This window comes from Streptomyces tailanensis, assembly GCF_008386495.1.
Lineage (GTDB): Bacteria > Actinomycetota > Actinomycetes > Streptomycetales > Streptomycetaceae > Streptomyces > Streptomyces tailanensis.
This window is the reverse complement of the sequence record NZ_VTHJ01000009.1, coordinates 120,143-137,693: the sequence shown is the minus strand read 5'-3', so window position 1 is coordinate 137,693 and position 17,551 is coordinate 120,143. Positions and strand designations below refer to the sequence as shown.

General features: G+C 68.7%; 22 protein-coding genes and 2 pseudogenes. 18 read left to right on the top strand and 6 right to left on the bottom strand.

Features of this window, described 5'->3' with window-relative positions; genetic code table 11:
* Positions 1-125 precede the first annotated feature (125 nt).
* Positions 126-986 (bottom strand): esterase/lipase family protein, encoded by an 861-nt coding sequence (locus tag F3T56_RS10105; protein ID WP_172638874.1) that lies wholly within the window; start codon positions 984-986, stop codon positions 126-128.
* Between the two features lie 553 nt (positions 987-1,539).
* Between F3T56_RS10105 and F3T56_RS10100 the strand changes: the two genes are divergently transcribed.
* The 11 genes from F3T56_RS10100 to F3T56_RS10050 all read left to right on the top strand — a co-directional run bounded on the left by F3T56_RS10100 (position 1,540) and on the right by F3T56_RS10050 (position 9,561).
* Positions 1,540-2,547, top strand: a complete 1,008-nt coding sequence (locus F3T56_RS10100; RefSeq protein WP_172638873.1) for a sensor histidine kinase — start codon at positions 1,540-1,542, stop codon at positions 2,545-2,547.
* Positions 2,544-3,665: a hypothetical protein gene (locus tag F3T56_RS10095; protein WP_149824514.1), complete on the top strand. Its 1,122-nt coding sequence runs from the start codon at positions 2,544-2,546 to the stop codon at positions 3,663-3,665. Before F3T56_RS10100 ends, F3T56_RS10095 begins: the two co-directional genes overlap by 4 nt.
* A complete protein-coding gene (locus F3T56_RS10090) occupies positions 3,626-4,315 on the top strand; it encodes a response regulator (protein ID WP_149824512.1) in 690 nt (229 codons plus the stop codon). Before F3T56_RS10095 ends, F3T56_RS10090 begins: the two co-directional genes overlap by 40 nt.
* Positions 4,316-4,421: 106 nt before the next feature.
* The gene (locus F3T56_RS10085) at positions 4,422-4,685 is read left to right on the top strand and encodes a hypothetical protein (protein ID WP_216372947.1); all 264 of its coding nucleotides are present in this window, start codon (positions 4,422-4,424) and stop codon (positions 4,683-4,685) included.
* 294 nt (positions 4,686-4,979) lie between these two features.
* Positions 4,980-5,423 carry a hypothetical protein gene (locus F3T56_RS10080; RefSeq protein ID WP_149824505.1) on the top strand — a complete coding sequence of 148 codons (444 nt, stop codon included), beginning with the start codon at positions 4,980-4,982 and terminating at the stop codon, positions 5,421-5,423.
* Between the two features lie 259 nt (positions 5,424-5,682).
* Entirely contained in the window at positions 5,683-6,513 is an 831-nt protein-coding gene (locus F3T56_RS10075) for a ribonuclease BN (protein ID WP_425473555.1), read from the top strand.
* A gap of 193 nt (positions 6,514-6,706) precedes the next feature.
* Positions 6,707-7,408 (top strand): hypothetical protein, encoded by a 702-nt coding sequence (locus F3T56_RS10070; RefSeq protein WP_149824501.1) that lies wholly within the window; start codon positions 6,707-6,709, stop codon positions 7,406-7,408.
* A 138-nt stretch (positions 7,409-7,546) separates the two neighbouring features.
* The gene (locus F3T56_RS46930; RefSeq protein ID WP_216372946.1) at positions 7,547-7,693 is read left to right on the top strand and encodes a hypothetical protein; all 147 of its coding nucleotides are present in this window, start codon (positions 7,547-7,549) and stop codon (positions 7,691-7,693) included.
* Between the two features lie 134 nt (positions 7,694-7,827).
* Positions 7,828-8,163, top strand: coding sequence for an ArsR/SmtB family transcription factor (locus F3T56_RS10060; protein WP_149824499.1), 336 nt, complete (start codon positions 7,828-7,830; stop codon positions 8,161-8,163).
* Entirely contained in the window at positions 8,163-8,888 is a 726-nt protein-coding gene (locus F3T56_RS10055; protein WP_149824497.1) for a cation efflux transmembrane domain-containing protein, read from the top strand. The genes F3T56_RS10060 and F3T56_RS10055 overlap by 1 nt, the downstream gene beginning before the upstream one ends.
* A 166-nt stretch (positions 8,889-9,054) precedes the next feature.
* A complete protein-coding gene (locus F3T56_RS10050) occupies positions 9,055-9,561 on the top strand; it encodes a hypothetical protein (RefSeq protein ID WP_216372945.1) in 507 nt (168 codons plus the stop codon).
* Positions 9,562-9,563: 2 nt separating this feature from the next.
* On the opposite strand, the gene F3T56_RS10045 is transcribed toward F3T56_RS10050, so the two are convergent.
* Entirely contained in the window at positions 9,564-10,178 is a 615-nt protein-coding gene (locus tag F3T56_RS10045) for a TetR/AcrR family transcriptional regulator (RefSeq protein WP_149824495.1), read from the bottom strand.
* A 91-nt stretch (positions 10,179-10,269) separates the two neighbouring features.
* On the opposite strand from F3T56_RS10045, the gene F3T56_RS10040 reads away from it, so the two are divergent.
* The 5 genes from F3T56_RS10040 (at position 10,270) to F3T56_RS10020 (ending at position 14,179) form a co-directional block, all read left to right on the top strand.
* On the top strand, positions 10,270-11,439 hold the full coding sequence (locus F3T56_RS10040; RefSeq protein WP_281291822.1) for a cytochrome P450: 1,170 nt from the start codon (positions 10,270-10,272) through the stop codon (positions 11,437-11,439).
* A gap of 52 nt (positions 11,440-11,491) precedes the next feature.
* Positions 11,492-11,773 carry a hypothetical protein gene (locus F3T56_RS10035; protein WP_216372943.1) on the top strand — a complete coding sequence of 94 codons (282 nt, stop codon included), beginning with the start codon at positions 11,492-11,494 and terminating at the stop codon, positions 11,771-11,773.
* 93 nt (positions 11,774-11,866) lie between these two features.
* Entirely contained in the window at positions 11,867-12,316 is a 450-nt protein-coding gene (locus F3T56_RS10030) for a MarR family winged helix-turn-helix transcriptional regulator (protein ID WP_149824491.1), read from the top strand.
* Positions 12,303-12,830, top strand: a complete 528-nt coding sequence (locus tag F3T56_RS10025; RefSeq protein WP_246203527.1) for an aspartate carbamoyltransferase — start codon at positions 12,303-12,305, stop codon at positions 12,828-12,830. Before F3T56_RS10030 ends, F3T56_RS10025 begins: the two co-directional genes overlap by 14 nt.
* 38 nt (positions 12,831-12,868) lie before the next feature.
* On the top strand, positions 12,869-14,179 hold the full coding sequence (locus F3T56_RS10020) for an MDR family MFS transporter (RefSeq protein ID WP_246203526.1): 1,311 nt from the start codon (positions 12,869-12,871) through the stop codon (positions 14,177-14,179).
* A gap of 16 nt (positions 14,180-14,195) precedes the next feature.
* On the opposite strand, the pseudogene F3T56_RS50025 reads toward F3T56_RS10020, so the two are convergent.
* The 4 genes and pseudogenes from F3T56_RS50025 to F3T56_RS10010 form a co-directional block, all read right to left on the bottom strand.
* Positions 14,196-14,306 (bottom strand): annotated as a pseudogene (locus F3T56_RS50025) (telomere-protecting terminal protein Tpg); the annotation flags it as partial.
* A gap of 6 nt (positions 14,307-14,312) precedes the next feature.
* Entirely contained in the window at positions 14,313-15,410 is a 1,098-nt protein-coding gene (chvE, locus tag F3T56_RS10015) for a multiple monosaccharide ABC transporter substrate-binding protein (RefSeq protein WP_149824489.1), read from the bottom strand.
* A gap of 147 nt (positions 15,411-15,557) precedes the next feature.
* Positions 15,558-15,699: pseudogene (locus F3T56_RS47600) on the bottom strand (mandelate racemase/muconate lactonizing enzyme family protein); the annotation flags it as partial.
* A 232-nt stretch (positions 15,700-15,931) separates the two neighbouring features.
* On the bottom strand, positions 15,932-16,723 hold the full coding sequence (locus F3T56_RS10010) for an SGNH/GDSL hydrolase family protein (protein ID WP_149824487.1): 792 nt from the start codon (positions 16,721-16,723) through the stop codon (positions 15,932-15,934).
* Positions 16,724-16,789: 66 nt separating this feature from the next.
* On the opposite strand from F3T56_RS10010, the gene F3T56_RS10005 reads away from it, so the two are divergent.
* A complete protein-coding gene (locus tag F3T56_RS10005) occupies positions 16,790-17,044 on the top strand; it encodes a hypothetical protein (RefSeq protein WP_149824485.1) in 255 nt (84 codons plus the stop codon).
* A gap of 27 nt (positions 17,045-17,071) precedes the next feature.
* Positions 17,072-17,314: a hypothetical protein gene (locus F3T56_RS10000; protein WP_149824483.1), complete on the top strand. Its 243-nt coding sequence runs from the start codon at positions 17,072-17,074 to the stop codon at positions 17,312-17,314.
* Positions 17,315-17,551: the final 237 nt, after the last annotated feature.

Here is a 17,551-nt window from a genome sequence, read left to right as displayed (position 1 = left end):
CGCGGCCCGCCGCAAGGAGATCGCAGCCCAGGCGGGGGCTCCGCCCGCACCGCCCGGACTCCACAGGGTGGCGTCCGGGCGGTGCGAGGGGGGATTCCGTCACCGAGGTAGCGGCGGCGAGAAGATTACTGCGAGGATTCCTGGTACACGGCCCGACGTGCCAATTCAACCGGCGCTGGCCGGTAGTTGGTGTAGGCCGACCACATGCCACTGTGCTTAACTCGGCCGCGATACGAGCCGCGCTTGTGGCTCTTCAGGGCGGTGTGACTGATCGCCTTGTCTCCGCTGTCGTTGTACTGGAGCTTGTGCTGCGCGTGGATCCAAGCTCCGGAACCCGCAGCGACCGTGTCGTCATCGTAAGACGAGACCACCGTCCAGTCCGTTCCCATGGCCGACTTGCTGGGAGTTTGGGGAAGGCCATCGAGGAAATCGCTGCCACCCCGCATTTGCCTACACTGCCGCACATGCGCACACGCGTTGAGCTGACCAATGTCCGCCCCATAGTGCGGAGTACCGAGTGTGACAACGTCCTCGATATAGAGGTACGACGGAAAGCCCCGGGTGCCCTTCTTGACGTGGTGCAGCGCGGCGCGGACCACGAGGCCGCCCATGGAATGGGCGACCACGTCGACCTTCTGGCCGCCGTACGGGCCGCTGGAGTAGGAATTGTAGACGCGGTTGGCGAAACTCCTGGCTATCTCTGTGAGGGACGTGTTACGTGTACCGTATTTACCGTCCGCGTCCTTGTACCTCCAAGTGCAGCCATTTGACCCCGACTTGTTCTTGTAGTAGCTGTACGTTTTCAGTTGGGCGTCCGTATACCCATTCGACTTGAAGTGGTTGATCGCGCTCGCCCAGTATTCCTGGCAGTTGGTCGCTGCCGCGAAGGTGGGATCGTATCCGTGCACAAAGATCACCGTGCTGCGACCGTTCGACCGGCTCGGCGCGGCGTTCGCCGGTGCAGCCGCCACGAATGCGATCGCCATGGCGAGAAGTGCGCTGAGGAACAGCGTGGTTGAACTTCGGGCTCTTCGCATGGCCCTACCCCTTCAGGTAATCGGGTTGAACTCGTAGAGATCGGGTGTCCGATCAGAGTGAGCGTGCTGGATCACTGGCCGCCCGTACGGGCAGGGCCGCCGAACCTCGAATGACACCCCGGATCCCTCCCGGGCGTCCCGGTTCTGAAGACTAGAGGCGGGACTCGCGATGGGCATGTCACGCGAACGCGTGACAACGCGGCGAGATGCCGCGCACACCTCCCGTCGCCCGCGCTCGGTAACTTAGGTGGCGCGGCGGGTTCCATCGGCACCCGGGGGTAACGGGGGGGGAGACACCATGGGGAATACGGCCAGAGCCCTCACTTTGCCAGGCGGAGGCGGGAATTCGCCCGATGGAGGCGGCGGGTCGACGCAGAGGCCCGCCCAACACCAGCTTCAGCGCAAGTCCGCACGCCTGTCCGCGGTCCTGAGGGCGACCAGTGCTGTCGGAGCGGCCCTGGTCGCTGTGGTCGGCTTCGCACCGCCCGCACGATCCGTCTGGGTGGCCGTCGCTGTCGTCGGACTGCTGGTGTGGAGCGGCCTGTTCACCGTTGTGATGTTCAGGCCGGGACCGCATCCCTGGCTCTCCGTCGGTGACACCGCCGTCGTTGTGGTGCTCTGTCTGGCGCACGGCAGGCTCGTCCCGGCCGAGGTCCTGGAAGCGTCAGCGGGCTCCGGATGGATCGACATGGTCGCCGGAACCGGTGTCTTCATCGCACAGTTCATGCTGCGGCAGCCCGTGGCGATGGCCGCGGCGCTCGCCATCGCGGCGGCCCACGCGGTGGGCGCCGGCGTAAGAGAGGCCTCCGTACTCCTGGTCCTCCAGGGGTTGCTCGCCGCCGCTGTCATGGTCCTGCTGCGGCATGGAGCGCGCAGGGCGGATCTCGCGCTGTCCGAACAGGCGTCGGCGCGCGCGTCGGCGCGGGCCCGGTCTGCCGCCCGCAGCGATGAACTGGACCAGCAGCGGCTGCTGCACGACACCGTGCTCGCCACGCTCACCATGGTGGGCACCGGCAGCATCACCCGTGACTCCGCCGCACTGCCGGAACGGGCCGCGGCCGACCTGGCCGTCATCGAAGACCTGCGGGCACACCCCCGCGTGGCACGCGATGCGGCGCAGGTTCCAGCACCGCTGGATGTCGCGCTGCGCACCGTCGTACTGACGCGCCGCGTCGGCCTCCCGCCACTGGACATCGAGTTCGACGTGTCGCCGCTGGACCTGCCCCACGAGGTCGTCGTAGCCCTCTCGCAAGGGGTCGCCGAAGCCCTGACCAACGTGGCCCGGCACGCGAACACCCGCGCTGCCCGGGTCACGGCCCGACGCGTCAGGCAGGGCGTCACCGTCGAAGTCTGCGACAGCGGAGACGGGTTCGACCCTGCGGCTGTTCCCTCCCACCGGCGCGGTCTGCGGGAATCGGTCTATGGACGGATGCGTGCCGTGGGCGGCAGCGCCCGGGCGGACTCGTCCCCCGGCGCCGGCACCCGGGTCGTACTGAGGTGGGAACCATGACCGTCGGCGTCGTCAGGGGTATGGTCGCCACCCGTTTTGCCAGGGCCGTCAATATCGGGGTGGTGACGATCGTCGGTGTCTGGCACCTGGGTCTGGACACCCTGCTGGTACTCAGGGGCTGGCCGGTGTACGAGCCGCAGGCCGCCGCCGCGGGCGCCTGGCTGGCCCTCGCGGTCATTCAGGCGACCGGTTCCGTCCTGCTGCTGCGTTCCGCGCTCAGCGCGCACAGCGCGCGGATGCTTGCGGGGGCGGCGCTGGTCACCGGCGTTGTCGCGACCGCCGCGTACCCGCCGGGCGGGGCGATCGGCGACGTGAGCTGGGCGTGGAACACCGTGGGCTGGTTCGGCGTGCTACTTCTGATACAGCGTCCGCTGTGGGAGCTGATCGTCCTGCTCGGCGCCAACACGGCTGTCACGGTGGGCTTCCTGGCCGCCGACGGCGCGCTCGACCATGTCACCGTCTCCCGTCTGCTGGCCGGGATTTACACCACCGCGGGTATCCAGTTCACCTTCGCGTACCTGGCCCGGCAGCTCAACGACGGTGCCAGGGAAGCCACCGAGATCGCTGCGGGGCAGGCGGAATACCTCGCCCGTGCCACCGCCGACGAGACCGTGCACGCCGAGCGCCAGCGCCGTTACGAGTACTTGCGCGGCAGAGTGGAACCGCTGCTGCGTGGTCTGGCGGATCGTCAGCTGGACCCGGGGGACGCCGTCGTACGCCGGCGCGCCGCCGTGGAGGCGGCACGCCTGCGGAGGCTGTTCGCGGAGACGGACGACATCCCGCACCCGCTTCTGCACGAACTTCGTTCCTGTGCCGATATCGCCGAGCGGCGCGGCGTGCGCGTCACCCTGTTGAGCTACGGAGACCTGCCCGAGCTGCCGACATCCGTCCGCCGAGAACTGGCGGAAGGGGCCCTGCTGGTCCTAGCCGCCGCAGCCACCGAGGCGCGGGTTACCCTGCTGGCGACGCCGGAGGAGGTTGCGGTGAGTGTGGTGGCCGACGCACCGCCGGAGACGGTCGTGGAACCGCCGGGCCCGCTTGCCGTGTCCTTCCTGTGCGACCAGGAGGGGGACCAGTTGTGGTGGGAGACCCGATATCCGATGCGACCGGCTCGCTGACCGTTGCCATCACCGACGATCACCCGGTCGTCATCGAAGGCATTCAGACTTGGCTGTCCGAGGAGCCGCGAATCTCGGTGGTGTACACAGGCGAAACCCTCGAGGTGCCGCCCGGCGTCGCGGATGTCCTCATTCTCGATCTGAATCTGCACGGCAGACTCGTCATCGACGCTGTCGCCACGCTGGCTGCGGCGGGTCAGCGGGTCATCGCCTTCTCGCAGTTCACCGAGCAGCGGGTGGTGCTCGAAGTGCTGGAGGCCGGAGCGTGCGAGTTCGTCGCGAAGAACGAGGGACGGGCGCACCTGGTGAACACGGTGCTGGCGGCGGCGGGCGACAGGCCGTACGTCACACCGACGGCCGCGGGGGTCCTGGTAGGTGATCGCGGCGCGAACAGGCCCAAGTTGTCCTCGCAGGAACGTACCGCGCTGCTGTGGTGGTTCCAGTCCATGTCGAAGGCCTCGGTCGCCCGGCGCATGGGTGTATCGGTTCACACCGTGGACGTGTACATCCGCCGAGCGAGAGTCAAGTACGCGCAGGTCGGCAGAAACGCACCGACCAAGGCGGACATGCTGGCCCGGGCGATCGAGGACGGCTTGGTGAAGCCCGACGACATCACAGGCTACGAGTCAGCCGCGGCTGGCGAGGGCTGACCGCCCCGAAGACCACCCGTCCGATCCATACCTCTACCGCGAGGTGCCTCCGTGTCAGGGCCACAGTTACTGAGGTTGTCGGAGTGATGTCGTCAGGGTGAGGCCGGTGGCGGCGAGGCAGCCGTCGAGGGCCTCGGAGCGGTACTGCAGCTCGCGGAGCCTTCGGCGCGTCCTCCTGCCCGCCTGGATCGACGAGGCCCTCGCCGCGGACCTGCCCGGACTGACCGGCCTCACCGGCGCCCTCGATGCCGTCACCGCCGGGCTCACCCTTCGCTGGAGCTCTGGCGGCACCGAGGGTGCCGTCAACCGCATTAAGAAGATCAAAGGCAGTTATTCGGGTGTGCCGAGTTCGACCTGCTCAGGAAGATGATCCTGCTTCAGTGACCGACCGTGACGGTTCCCCGTGATCGCTGACAGATCCCACTTCGCCCCGTCACCACCCCCCAATGCGTCCGAGCGACCGTCCAACTGGGGCCGCTGGAAGCCGACATGTCGGGGCCGCTGAACCAACGTCAGAGCCAGGCCGGCCCTGAAGAAGTCCACACCTACGAAGTCGCCCAGCTCATCGTGTCCCCGGCGGGCAACCCAGGCCTCGGAATGTGAACGAAGCACAGGCGCGCACAGGCGGAGGAACCGATCTACCCGCTGCGGTGTCTGGGCAGGCATGGCAAGCGTTCTGTTCGTGGCCCTGACCCTTGCACCGCTCCTTGCGCCCTGCGTGTTCGTCGTTGCTGCCGCGGCGCTCGCCCTGCGGGCCTACAAGCGGTTGCCGGGCAGTGGGTGGCACATGCCGAGCGTCACAACGTGCGCACTGGTCTCAGTCATGGCCGGCGCGGCGGCGTTCGGCGCGTACGCGTGGGGTGTGATGTCGGGGTTCTACATCCTGGACCCGGACCAATTGTGTGCGGCACGTGGCCTACAAGGCGATCACATCGTGACGCGGGAGTCGCTGCCGGTCAGTGCGCAGTGCATGACGTCGGACGGCGTGGGAAGCGAACTGGTGCCAACCTGGGTAAACCCTGTGATCTTCACGGGGCTCACGCTGTTCGTGCTCGCCCTTGTGACAGGAACCGCGACAGAGATCCGCCGACGCCTCTCCCTGAGATGAAGCAAGCGGTGGCTCGCTCGGAGTCGCTCGGGTCACTGGAGCTGGATCTCGATTTACCCCTCACCGGTCGCTACTCACTGTAGTCATATGCGTACGTTTTATGCGGGGGATCAAGGGTGACCTGCCTCCGCAGAGGTTTCGCCGCCGACCAGCTCGGGAATCGCTGAACGTCGTCCCGGTCAAGGAGCGCCGGATGGCCAGTGCCTCCGGCGGGCAAGTGGCAGGCGCGCGCTCGGGCGCGCCGGGAAGCGAGGGACGCGTGAAGGACGCCTCCGGCGCTTCCCCGGGGCCGGCACCACGCCACCGCGGCCTGCACGCCCGCTGGCACGACTCCATCGCCGGACGGCTGTGGCGGCACGGGATCGACCTGGAACTGCTCCACCGCGCCATGGGCTTCTCGGCGCTGGGGCTGGTCACACTGGTCCCGCTGCTGATCGTCGTCGCCGCGGCGCTCCCCTTCCAGGAGCGGGGCTTCGCCCTGTGGGTCATCGATGGGATGAGCCTCTCGGGGCGCCCGGCCGAGGCGGTGCGCGAGCTGTTCGCCGCGCCGCGCAAGGTGCTGAGCGCGACCAGCGCCCTCAGCGTGCTGCTCGTCGTACTGTTCGGCGTCACCTTCGCGGCGAGTGTGCAGAACGGCTACGAGAGGATCTGGGAGGTGCCCTCGGGACCGTGGCACCACGTGTGGCGCCGCGTGGTGTGGCTCGCCGCGCTGACGGGCTATCTGTACGCCGAGACGCAGAGCGGTGCGGCGTTGCGGGGCGTAACGGCGCAGTCGGTCCTGCGCATCGTCCTCACCTCGCTGTTGGGGGTGTTGTTCTTCTGGTGGGGACAGCACTTCCTGCTCGGCGAGCGGGTGCGCTGGGGTGCGCTGCTGCCAGGTTCGATCGCCACGATGGCGGGCCTCGGCGGGTTGCGCTGGTTCTCCGACCAAGTGTTCTCACCCCTGATCGCGACCAACGCGGTCACCTACGGGGCCGTCGGCACCATGCTCGTTGTGCAGTCCTGGCTCATCGGCGTCGGGTTCGTGGTCTTCGGCGGGCCGCTCCTGGGCCGCCATGTGCACGATGCCTGGCAACGGCGGGGTGACTGAGCCCGGCCGTCCGACCGTTGGTTCACCCGCGCGGTTGTTACGACCTCGGCCGCCGCAGAGGGCGACCGCGCCTGAGTGCCCTGGATGCAAACCCATGGAACCCTGTGCTCATCCAAGACGCCTGACGCGCCACGCTGTCAGCGGTGCTGGGTAAGGTCGTCCCGTGTCAGCGAAGCATGCGATCTCCGAGGCCATGGCCCCGATCGACGACGCCGAGAGTGCCTTCCGGTTCGTCGAGTGGTTCGCGGAGTACTGGCTCAGCCCGCTGGAGGACGAAGACGGGCGCACAGCCGAAGAAATCACCGCGGCCGAACACCGGCTCGGTCTGCGGCTTCCGGCCACGCTGACGTCTTGCTATCGCCTCCCGGGACGGCGCGGCGACCTCACCAGCCGCCAGGACCGTCTGTTGCGTCCCGATCAGCTGCGGCTCGACAAGAACGTGCTGGTCTTTCGTGTCGAGAATCAGCACTGCGCGGTCTGGGGTGTTCGGGTCTCGCAGCTGGCGCAGCCCGATCCTCCAGTGGTTTTCCGCGAGCTCACCCGCGACTGCCGCACGCCGTGGAGGCCGTTTCTGGAGCGTCTGTCGCTGGCGGCGGTGGAAATGATCCTCTCCGAGGCCCTGCTGTCCGCAGAGCCTGCCGACGACGTCTCCGACAACCGCGAACTGGACGAGAGGGCCCTCCAAGGCGTCGAGGAGCACTTCGAGCGCCTGCCCTTTCCCGACTACCCCTTGTGGGCAGACCCCGATGGTCCGCCCGTCCGCTGGTTCGCCGGGGCCGATCTGATCCTGCGCGACGATGCCCGGCAGTGGCTGTGGGTACGTGGCCGCACCACCGCACAACTCGACACCTTCAGAGCGGCGTTTCCCGGCGACTGGATCATGCAGCCCGACTGACGACCCACCCAAGGACTGCTGCTTGACATCCATGAGCACGGCCGGGGGTCTGGCCACCGGCCTCAACGAAGCCGTCGGCGACATCACCCTCCTCACCGGCTACCTCGCACCGCATACGGTCTGCGCCCCACCCCCGAGTTGATCGGCGTCGTCTTCGTCGCCGCCGGACTCGCCCTCCCCCTCGTCGCCCAAGGCATGCTCGTCCAGGCCGCCGGTCTCGCCTTCGCCCTCGCGCTGCTCGACCGGCCGCCCCCTCGGGGATCCTCTCCGACACCCTCAGCCTGAACACCGCCGTCTCACCGCCGCTCCGGACTCCTTGCCGCCCGCTGGATCACCGAGCACCCCCGACGCCCCTGAGACCAGACCGCCCAATTAGTTCATGGTTTCCTGAATTCAGGAAACCATGTACTGTTTTCCCCGTGCTGACCGCCGCCTCCGACATCGACACGCTGGCCCGCTTCGGCCGCGCGCTCGCCGACCCGATCCGCTGCCGCATCCTGCTCGCCCTGCGCCAGGACGCGGCCTACCCGGCCGACATCGCCGACGCGCTCGGCATCTCCCGCACCCGGCTGTCGAACCACCTGGCCTGCCTACGCGACTGTGGCCTGGTCGTGACCGTGCCGGACGGACGCCGCACCCGCTACGAACTCGCCGACTCCCGCCTGGGCCACGCACTGGACCATCTGCTGGCCGTCGTGGTCGCGGTCGAATCGGACAAGACGTGCCCGGCCGCTGCCACAGAAGGCTGCTGCTGATGACCCCGCTATCGCTCGGCCCGTCCCCGGCCCGCCGCGACGCGCTCACCCGTCGGATACGGCTACTGGTCGCCGCGACCATCACCTACAACGTCCTTGAGGCAATCGTCGCGATCACCGCCGGCGCCGTGGCCTCCTCCACCGCCTTGGTCGGCTTCGGCCTGGACTCGGTCATCGAGGTGTGCTCCGCCGCGGCGGTCGCCTGGCAGTTCTCCGCCCGCGACCCTCACGTGCGCCAGACGCGGGAGAAGACCGCGCTGCGGATCATCGCCGTCTCCTTCTTCGCCCTCGCCGCCTACGTCGGTGTCGACGCCGTGCGCGCACTGGCCGGGGCCTCCGAGGCCGACCGCTCGATCCCGGGGATCGCTCTGGCCGCCCTTTCCCTGGCGATCATGCCGTTCCTGTCCGCTGCCCAGCGCAAGGCCGGTCGGGAACTCGGATCCGCCAGCGCAGTCGCCGACTCCAAGCAAACTCTGCTGTGCACCTACCTCTCGGCCGTCCTCCTGGTCGGCCTGGTCGCCAACGCCGCCCTCGGCTGGTCCTGGGCCGACCCGATCGCCGCGCTCGCCATCGCCGCCGTCGCGGTCAAGGAGGGCCGCGACGCGTGGCAGGGCAAGGGCTGCTGCGCACCCACCGCCCACCCGGCCGCCGAGACCCGTGCGGACGAACCGACTACGCCTGCGGATGCCTGCGGTTGCAGCCCGGTCTGCTCCTGCTGTTCGTGAACATCTCGTTGCCGACCTGTCCCTCGCCCCCGGCGTCCAACGCGTAGATACCGACGGGCGATCAAGGGGCGGGGACAGCGGTGGACTGGGCGATCCGGGCAGGGCTCGCTGCCGGTCTGCTGATCTCGACCGTGACCGTGCCGGTCGGCGTGTCCGGGGCGGGGTGATGGCGGGGCCAGCGCCATGGCATGACCACCGCGACGGCGCTCTGCACGGCGGCTTGGCCCGGCGCCCGGCCCTCTGGATGCCGCCCGGAGTCGTCGTCGGCGCCGCCGTGCGCGTCTTCGCGCTTCGCGGCCCGGACGTCTTCCGTGCGCTGAACGCGGCACTGCCGCTGCCGCTGCCGCTCGGAATATGGCTGTGCGTCCGCACCCGACGGCCGGACCGAGACCGACCGCGGCCGAAGGCGGCCGAACCGTCTCCGGGCACTCTCGCCGCTCTTGCTCTGGCCGTCGGGGCGGCAGGCGGGATCTACGGGATCGGCGACGGTTCCCTGCTCCGGCCGATCCTCGCCGCCAATGCCCTGCCCCTGACTCTCCTCCCGCCGGCCACACTCGCCGCGATTCACCACCACCGTCGCCGGGGCGGCCGTGTACGCCGTCCTGGCAGTGATGAGCCCGGCTACTTCGGCGCCCGGCTCCAGCCCCACCTGCCCGAACCGCACTCCGGCTGATCTCAGGGACTGGTGACAATCGAAGTCTGGGCGGCCTGGATGATGCCGTGGACGGCTTGGCTGATCCGGCCGGCCGCGTGCTCGGGGTCGGGTTGTCCAGCGTCGAGCCAGCCGATCACCGCTTCGAGCGTGAAGGCGGGAATCACGCGTGCCGCCCAGTCCAGCCAGGGCCCAGCGGGGATGCGCTGGGTGAGGTTCTGCGCGGTGATCTCCCGTGACGCGGCGGTGAGGGAATCGACGAGGTCACGGAAGTCCGGTTCTCGCGCCGCGTGGCGGAACAGCAGGCGGAAGCCTTCGGGGTCGGCCGAGGCCGCCCGGAGCAGGGCGGGGATCGAGTCGTCGTCGAAGGTGTCGCCGCCGACGGCATCGGCGAGGCGGGTACACGCGCGGTCGAGGACCGCACGGTACAGGTCGGCCTTGGACTCGAAGTGCCGGTAGAGCATCACACGCGTGAGGCCGGCCTCGTCGGCGATGTCGTCAAGGCTCGTAGCCGCGAATCCGGCCCGGGCGAACGCGCGGGTCGCCGCGTCCAGGATCTGCTCCCGCCGCTCGGCCCGGCGCATGCGCTTCACCGGCGCCGTACGTGCCGTTGCGGCTTTCCGGGACTGCGCAGCCATCAGCCGACGACCTCCTCTTGTTGTCTTCGGAGTATACAAATACTCTTGTTTACGTTCAGGTATACAAGTGGAAGTCAACTCAGGAGTGGCCGTGACGGTTCAGCTTCCCTTCGAACAGCCCGCCCTCCTGGAAGTGCCGCCGCTCCTGCGGGAGCTGCAGAGGCAGGGCGCCATCCATCGCATCCGCACCCGCGTGGGCGACGACGCCTGGCTCGTCACCGGCTACGCGCAGGTGCGCGCGCTCCTCGACGACAGTCGGCTCGGCCGGTCGCACCCTGAGCCCGCCCGCGCCGCCCGCTCCGGAGAGTCAGCCCTGTTCGGCGGCCCGCTCGGGAATCACGAGACCGAAAAGGCCGATCACCGGCGCATGCGATCGCTGCTCCAGCCGTACTTCGCTCCCGGCCGTATGAGGGCCTTGCGCGGACGTGTGGAGGCTCTGACCGCCGGTCTCCTGGACGAGTTGGAAGAGCACGACCCGCCGGCCGACCTCAACACCGCCCTCGCGCTCCCGCTGCCGATCCTCGTCATCTGCGAACTGCTCGGCGTGCCCTACGCCGAGCGCACCCGCTTCCGCGAGTGGACACAGGCCGCCGCCGATGTACTCGACCGCGGCCGCTCTGAGCAGGGGCTGGGCGAAATGTTCGCCTACGGCCAGGAAATGGTGGCCCGAAAGCGTCGCGACCCCGGTGACGACATCATCTCCGCCCTGTGCACCACCGAAGGAGTACCGGACGACGAGATCGCCATGCTGTCCATGGCGCTGCTCTTCGCGGGCCACGAAACCACCGTCGTCCAACTCGGCCTGGGGACACTGCTCCTGCTCACCCACCGCGAGCAGTGGCAGGCCCTGCTGAAGGACCCCGCCCTGATCCCCGGAGTGGTCGAGGAGATCCTCCGCATCCCGGGAAAGAGCAGCGGAGGCATACCGCGCTACGCCCATACCGACATCGAGATCCAGGGCGTCACGATCCGGGCCGGCGACCTTGTCATGCTGGACAACGGCGCCGCCAACCACGACGGCACCGCCTTCACGGACCCCGACCGCTTCGACGCCACCCGCACGACGCCGCCGCACCTGACCTTCGGCCACGGCGCGCGCTATTGCATCGGCGCACCGCTGGCCCGCATGGAACTCCAGGTCGCCTTCTCTCAACTCGTACCGCGCTTCCCCCGGATGCGCCTCGCCGTGCCGCTTGAGGAACTGCGCCTGCGTACCGACACCCTGACCGGCGGTCCGGACGCAGTGCCCGTTACCTGGTAGGCGATGGGCAGCGAACTCGTGCGCCAAGCAGCGCCGAGCAGACGGTGCCGTGATGGTGGGGCTGTCGCCCACTCGCCCCAGCCGGGACGAGACGTGGCGCGATGCACCCGTCGCCCGCACGCTGGGCGGCGCAGAACTCGCTGAGCGCACCGGGCAATGGCGGGGGCCGGCCGACAAGGCCGAGCGGCACGTAGAGATCCCCGACGGCGTCCGGCTGGTGTTCCCCGCGAGCGCCGAGCCGGCCGGGGAAGTGGCCGCCCTGGCCTTTGCGGAGCAGGGCTGCTGCGCGTTCTTCGGCTGCGCCCCCGCCGTCATCCCGTTCGCCGTGCCCTGACAGCCCTCGAACCGTGCTTCCGGCGCGCCGGCGTCTGCCCGGACACGGGGAAACTGGTTGTGTTATCGAACCTTCTGGTTGTACGGTCGAACCATGTCCAGGGATCAGAGGGCCGATGACCCAGCCGTTCTGCAGGAGGCGCTGGGGAGTTTCGTTCGCGCCTTCGGGCTGCATCAGCCGGAAACAACCCCCTGTGGCCAGCCGATCTCGGTGTCCGAGGCGCATGCCCTGGGTGAGTTGGCGCAGGAAGGTGAGCTGCGGCAGGTCGAACTCACCCGTCGGCTGCGGCTGCAGAAGAGCACCGTGAGCCGGCTCGTGGGACAGCTGTCCCACCGTGGCTGGGTGGAACGCGCCCCGGCTCCCGACGACGGACGCGGCGTTGTCCTGCGGCTCACCGCTTCCGGGCGGCGGGCGGCGCGGAACCTGGCTGAGGCTCGACGGGAGCGGTTCTCCCGGCTGCTCGATTCGATCCCGGCCCACGAGAGAGCGGGCGTACTTCACGCCCTCGATGTGATGGTGGAGGCACTGGATGAAGAGCGGTAAGCGCCGGGCTCTGGTGGCGGGCGCGGGCGTGGCGATCGCCGGCGTGGTGACGGCCGTCGCCCTGGCGGCCGGCGGCTCGCAGCAGGACCCGGGCGAGGGCCGGACCGAGCGGCAGGCGTTGGTGGCCGAGCGGGGCAAGGCCGTGATGCCCTTCGACCTTGAGCGGACCACCCACCGCTTCACCCCCACGGCGACGGGCGGGACCCAGGATGTCGTGGCCGACCGGCGCGGCGATACCGAGCAGGTCGACCTGATACGCGCTCACCTGCGCAAGGAGGCCGAGGCGTTCAGCCGAGGGGACTTCGCCGACCCCGCCCGGATCCACGGCGCCGACATGCCCGGCCTCGCCGAACTACGGGACGGGTACGGCCGTATCGAGGTGCGCTACGAGGACCGGCCCGACGGGGCCACCCTGACGTACACCACGGAGGGTTCCGTACTGGTCGACGCCTTGCACGACTGGTTCGAGGCTCAGCTCGGCGACCACGGCGCGCACGCCGAGTCCGGCCATTGAGGCGAGAGGGGGAAAGAGGGCAAGGGCGCGACAGCGCGATGACCGATACCACCAACGCGTCCCCACCGGTGCTCGCCCGGGTGCTGATCGTCGGCTCCGGCATCATGAGCCTCGCCAACTCGGTCACCGTGCCCTTCCTGGCCGTGTTCCTCCACAGGGAACTCGGGCTCCAGCCGGGCATGATCGGCTTCATCATCGGCTCATCGGTGTTCTTCTCGATCTTCGCCGGGTTCGTCGGAGGTTCGCTCTCCGACCTCCTCGGCCGGACCCGGCTGCTGCTGATCTCCCTCCTGGGAGTGATCGGCTCGTTCGTGGGCCTCTACTTCAGCCACGGCGTCCTGGCTGTATTCATCTTCAACGCGGCGATGGCGCTGAGCAGCAGCTCCTTCGGGCCCGTGGGCAAGGCGCTGCTGAGCGACCTGCTCCCGCCGGGCCAACGGGTGAAGTGGTTCTCGTACCAGTACGTCACCACCAACATGGGGTTCGCCGTCGGGCCGGTCATCGGTGCGGCGGTCGGTCTGGCCGGTGACCGGTCGGCGTTCCTCGTCGGCGCGCTCGGCTACGGCGTCTACCTGCTCGGCCTGGCCGCGGTCCTGCTGCTGACCTCACCGTCGGCGTCGGCCGACGGGACGGCCATCGGTGAGGTACGGCGGGCGCAGCTCTTCGGCAGCGTGTTCAAGGGGCTCGCGCAGAGCGCACGAGTCGTGGCGACCGACTCGCGGCTGCTGTTCCTCATCCTCGCCGGACTGCTGCTGGAGGCCGTGCACGGCCGGATCTCCTCGCTGCTCGCGCAGCATCTCTCCGACGGTTTCGCCGACGGCACCACGATCCTGGGGTACGTGCTCACCACCAACGCGGTGACCGTGGTGGTCCTGCAGTTGTCCGTCTCCCGGTTCGCGGAGAAGCGCAATCCCGTGACGTCCATCGTCGTCGGCGGTCTGCTGACCGTCCTCGGCATGGTCGGCTTCGCGTTCGCGGAGAACATCTGGCACTTCGTCGCCGCGATGGTGGTGTTCTCGCTCGGCGAGATCCTCATCTATCCGGCGGAGTTCGCCATCATCGACCGCATCGCGCCGGAGGACCGCCGAGGCTCGTACTTCGGCGCGCAGACCTTCGCCCAACTCGGCGTCTTCATCGGCCCCTACACCGGTGGCCTGCTGCTCGCGGCCTATGGTGGCACGACCATGTTCCTCGGCGTCGGCTCGTTCGCCCTGGCCAGTGTGGTCGTCTATCTGCTCGTCGGCCGACGGATTCCCGGTCTGGCGGGCCCTGTGCCGGAGTGCTCCGCGGAGCGGCCGACTCCGACTGCCCGAACTGGTCAAGTGCGCCGAGATCCGCCGTGCAGCTGAAACAAGGATGCGGGGGCGGGGGGGTGCAGCCGAAGCGGGCGCGGGTGCCGGTGCCTGCGGTGGTGGCCGCGGCCTGCTCAGCCCTGGCCCTGATCTGCGGCTGCCACCGCCTGTTCACCTCACGCTCCGGCCCTCACTTGAGGTCGGCGGCGGTGTAGTAGCCGCCCTGGATCAGAACATCCTTGTAGTTGGTCTTGTCGACGCTCGTCGGCTGCAGCAAGTAGGCGGGCACGGCCTTGGCGCCGTTGTTGTAGCTCCTTCGGTTGTTCACCTCCGGCGGCTCGCCGTTGAGAATGTCGTCGACCATGCCCGCGGCGACCTCGGCAAGCTGGCGGAGGTCTTTGTAGACGGTCTGCGACTGCTGACCGGCGATGATCGACTTCACCGAGGCCAGTTCGGCGTCCTGACCGGTGATGACCGGGAACGGCTTGCCGCCGGTGCCGTAGCCGTCCGACTCCAGCGCGGACAGGATGCCGATGGAGATACCGTCGTACGGGGAGAGGACCGCGTCGACCCGCTCGCTCCCGTACGACTGTGCGAGGATGCCGTTCATGCGCTTGCGCGCGGTGGGACCGTCCCAGCGCAAGGTGGTGACCTGCTCGAGCGCGGTCTGGCCGGACTGGACGACCAGTTGCTTGCTGTCCAGGTACGGCTGCAGCAGGCGCATCGCGCCGTCGAAGAAATATTTGGTGTTGTTGTCGTCGGCGGAACCGGCGAACAGCTCGATGTTGAACGGGCCCTTGCCGTCCTCCAGGCCGAGCTCGTCGATGATATAGCGGGCCTGGAGCCGGCCGACCTGCTCGTTGTCGAAGGAGACGTAGTAGTCGACGTTCTCGGTGCCGAGGATGAGCCGGTCGTAGGAGATCACCGAGATGTCCGCGTCGGCTGCCTGCTGGACCACACCGTTCAGCGACTTGTTGTCGATGGCCGCGATGATCAGAGCGTCGACGCCCTGCTTGACCAGTTTCTCGATCTGTGCAACCTGGTTTTCCGGGTCGTCCTCGCCATAGACCAGCTTGGTCTTGTACCCCTTGGCCTGAAGGTCCTCCACGACACTCTTGCCGTCGGTGATCCAGCGCTCAGAAGCCTGGGTCGGCAAGGCGATGCCGATCGTGCCGCCCCCGGAATCGCCCTCAGCTGCGCCACCGCTGCTCTCGCCGCAGGCGGACGAGGTCAGGGCGAGGCAGACAGATCCGGCGATCGCGGTGAGGACGGCTCTTCGGTTGCGCATGGTGATCGTTCCTTGTTTTTCTGGTCGTTGAGGAGGACGGCGCATCGGACGGACCGGCGGGTGGGGCGATGGAGGGGGCCGGGCAGCCGCCGCGCGGGCCGAGAGCGAAGCGGAAGCCGGCGCTCAGGCGCCTCGCATCCCGCAGGCACCGATCAGCGCGTCGCCGGTACGGTCCGGCATCCGGGACTCGCCGGCCCGCGTGATCCCCCTTGCAGGTGTTCACCTGCACATACATCCGGCTGTGCCACGGCGTTCCGGCCACATGGGTGCTGATTCCGGTGATGCGCAGGGCACTTGCCTTTCAACCGTTCGAAATGACGTCACATGGTCGGAATGCTGGCGTGACCCTAAGAGGGGGTGTGCGGGGTGTCAACGGGGTGAACAAGAACGGTTTCACAAAGTAGTCGGGAAACCGTCGGCGGCCAGGAAAACGAACACAAACCGGATGTCTGGGCGAGTCCCGTCTCTGCGAGGCGCTGCTCAGGACTGGAATCGGAAACAGCTGCTGGACAGCGTAGGTGTCACCTGAAGTAGCGCAGCGGGACCGCTCGTGCCATCGCTTTCCTTCCCAGGGTGTTGAGGTGCAGGTGGTCCCCGCTGTCGTATGCGGGGAGCAGCCGGTCCGGCTGGGTGGGGTCGCGTACGGCCGCGTCGAAGTCGACGACGCCGTCGAACGCGCCGCTGGTGCGGACCCAGTGGTTGAAGATCTGACGGGCGGCCTCGTTCTCGGGGCTGTGGTAGCCGAAGGTGTCGTTCTTGAACGGCATGATCGTGCCGCCGAAGATCTTCAGACCGCGGGCGTGAGCACGGGCGACGAGGCCCCGGTGGCCGTCGATGAGGTCCTGTGCGGTCACCTTCTCGGAGAGTGGGGCGATGTTTCCGGGATGCCCGAGGTCGTTCACGCCGAGCAGCACGATGAGGTACCGGGCTCCCCGCTGCGCGGCGACGTCTCGGTCGAAGCGCCGCAGTCCGCTCTCGCCGAAGTACGCCGCGTAGGACTCGGCCTCGTGGCCCGGCGGCGGGTTGGGGTCGTGGAGGAGGCGGTTGCCGGGGACTCCTTTGTTGAGTACGCCGACGGCCGCGTGACGGGGAGATCCGGCGCGCTGCTGGAGGCGTTCGGCAAGGACGTCGGTCCAGCGGTCATTGGCGTCTACGGTGCTGTTGGCGGTGTTGGAGTCCCCGAGCGCGACGACGGCCGAGGAGCGCGCGTTCGTGCCATGTCCCCGCACGCTCACGCCGGTCAAAAAGTACCAGCGCTCGACGGTCGACTCCGGCTCGATGTCCGTGGCATCGGTGACATTGCCGCGCGCCACGAAGTTGCGCTGGAACGCGAAGGCGTTGACGGTCGATCCCGTGTCCGTTCGGGGAGGTAGAGGCTGATGACGAGGTCCGAACGGGCGGGTACGCGCAGGGTGACGGCGTCGCTCAGGGCGGGCTCGCCGGCGGGAATCGTCACCGAGGAACGGCCGCCGAAGGTCAGCGAACGGTCGCTGCCGGGCTCGATGGCCGCGCCCGTCGTCCCCTGGGCGCGGCGGGCGACACGTGCTTCACCGATTCTCAGCGCCTGTCGGCCGAACTCGTTCGACAGACGGATGCGCGGGCTGTCCCCCGCGATGCTCGTGCGGACGATCTGACGGATCGTCTGGTCCTGGAAGGTGGTCGTGTCCGTCCTGGGCACGGTGGTGGCGGTGGTGGCCCAGGTCCCGGCCCAGTCCGACGTCCGGGAGGTGCTCCGGGGTGTGTCAGGTGCCTGGGGTGCGTCCGATCGAGCGAGTGTCGTGGGTGCGGCGGTCAGCAGGGACAACCCGACGAGGAGCGTCACCGCCCGTCGTCGCCATGCGGTCGTGTTCCTCGCCGTCAAAGGGGGCCCCTCTCTCGGCGGTGTGGCGCGCGAGCCGTGGTGACCGTAGGGAGCGGTGTGGCGTGAGTCAATGGTTCACGGGTGGGCGCGAGTCGAAGCTTCCGGAAAACGGCCGGAAGGGGTCGGTGGACGCCGGAAGGGGTACGGCGGCCGCACAGGGTCGGTCGTGTCCGGCCCGTACGTGATGCACGGCCGCGCAAGTCGCGTAAGCAGCCGCCTTCGCACACGCCGACGAGAATCGTGACGGTGGCCCTCGTGTCACCGCGGGCCTCGTCCGAGC

Excerpts from the sequence above, each read along its gene's own strand:
- F3T56_RS10105 (WP_172638874.1), bottom strand. The coding sequence starts at position 986 with ATGGCGATCGCATTCGTGGCGGCTGCACCGGCGAACGCCGCGCCGAGC.
- F3T56_RS10095 (WP_149824514.1), top strand. The coding sequence starts at position 2,544 with ATGACCGTCGGCGTCGTCAGGGGTATGGTCGCCACCCGTTTTGCCAGG.
- F3T56_RS10080 (WP_149824505.1), top strand. The coding sequence starts at position 4,980 with ATGGCAAGCGTTCTGTTCGTGGCCCTGACCCTTGCACCGCTCCTTGCG.
- F3T56_RS10070 (WP_149824501.1), top strand. The coding sequence starts at position 6,707 with ATGGCCCCGATCGACGACGCCGAGAGTGCCTTCCGGTTCGTCGAGTGG.
- F3T56_RS10055 (WP_149824497.1), top strand. The coding sequence starts at position 8,163 with ATGACCCCGCTATCGCTCGGCCCGTCCCCGGCCCGCCGCGACGCGCTC.
- F3T56_RS10050 (WP_216372945.1), top strand. The coding sequence starts at position 9,055 with ATGGCGGGGCCAGCGCCATGGCATGACCACCGCGACGGCGCTCTGCAC.
- F3T56_RS10045 (WP_149824495.1), bottom strand. The coding sequence starts at position 10,178 with ATGGCTGCGCAGTCCCGGAAAGCCGCAACGGCACGTACGGCGCCGGTG.
- F3T56_RS10035 (WP_216372943.1), top strand. The coding sequence starts at position 11,492 with ATGGTGGGGCTGTCGCCCACTCGCCCCAGCCGGGACGAGACGTGGCGC.
- F3T56_RS10030 (WP_149824491.1), top strand. The coding sequence starts at position 11,867 with ATGTCCAGGGATCAGAGGGCCGATGACCCAGCCGTTCTGCAGGAGGCG.
- F3T56_RS10025 (WP_246203527.1), top strand. The coding sequence starts at position 12,303 with ATGAAGAGCGGTAAGCGCCGGGCTCTGGTGGCGGGCGCGGGCGTGGCG.
- F3T56_RS10020 (WP_246203526.1), top strand. The coding sequence starts at position 12,869 with ATGACCGATACCACCAACGCGTCCCCACCGGTGCTCGCCCGGGTGCTG.
- chvE (WP_149824489.1), bottom strand. The coding sequence starts at position 15,410 with ATGCGCAACCGAAGAGCCGTCCTCACCGCGATCGCCGGATCTGTCTGC.
- F3T56_RS10005 (WP_149824485.1), top strand. The coding sequence starts at position 16,790 with ATGACGAGGTCCGAACGGGCGGGTACGCGCAGGGTGACGGCGTCGCTC.